This window comes from Agrobacterium sp. AGB01 (genome assembly GCF_014851585.1).
GTDB lineage: Bacteria > Pseudomonadota > Alphaproteobacteria > Rhizobiales > Rhizobiaceae > Agrobacterium.
On record NZ_JACVAB010000021.1, the window covers coordinates 1 to 473 of the forward strand.

The 473-nt window shown below is 57.5% G+C and carries 2 protein-coding genes; both read left to right on the forward strand.

Annotation, left to right across the window (positions count from 1 at the left end; genetic code table 11):
- Nucleotides 1-222: iron chelate uptake ABC transporter family permease subunit (locus tag IB237_RS26180; protein ID WP_192491681.1), on the forward strand; the 222-nt coding region annotated here is incomplete at its 5' end.
- Nucleotides 219-473, forward strand: a 255-nt coding sequence (locus tag IB237_RS26185; protein WP_192491682.1) for an ABC transporter ATP-binding protein, incomplete at its 3' end; no start/stop codon positions are given. The genes IB237_RS26180 and IB237_RS26185, both read left to right, overlap by 4 nt.

The window sequence follows — 473 nt, forward strand, 5'->3', positions numbered from 1 at the left end:
ATCTCCTTCATTGCACTGGCTGCACCACAGATCGCACGACGGCTGACGCGCGGGGCCGGTGTCGCGTTGATACCGTCTGCCTTGATGGGTGGTCTTCTGCTTCTGGCTGCCGACTGGGCTGCACAACATGCATTCGGGGTTCAACTTCCCGTTGGTGTGATGACCGTCAGCATTGGCGGCATTTATTTCCTCTGGCTTCTTATTCGCGAGGGTCGCAAATGACCGCATCCAACACCCATCCGGTTCCCGCCCGTTTGCATGCGGACAGTGTGACGCTACGCTATGATGAGCGTACGATCTCAAAAAACCTGACAGTCTCGATCCCGGATGGTTCGTTTACCGTCATTGTCGGGCCGAATGCCTGTGGCAAGTCCACGCTGCTGCGTGCCCTGTCGCGGCTGCTGTCACCTTCCTCCGGTCAGGTGATCCTCGACGGCAAAAACATAACCGACATTCCCGCTAAGGAAACCGCA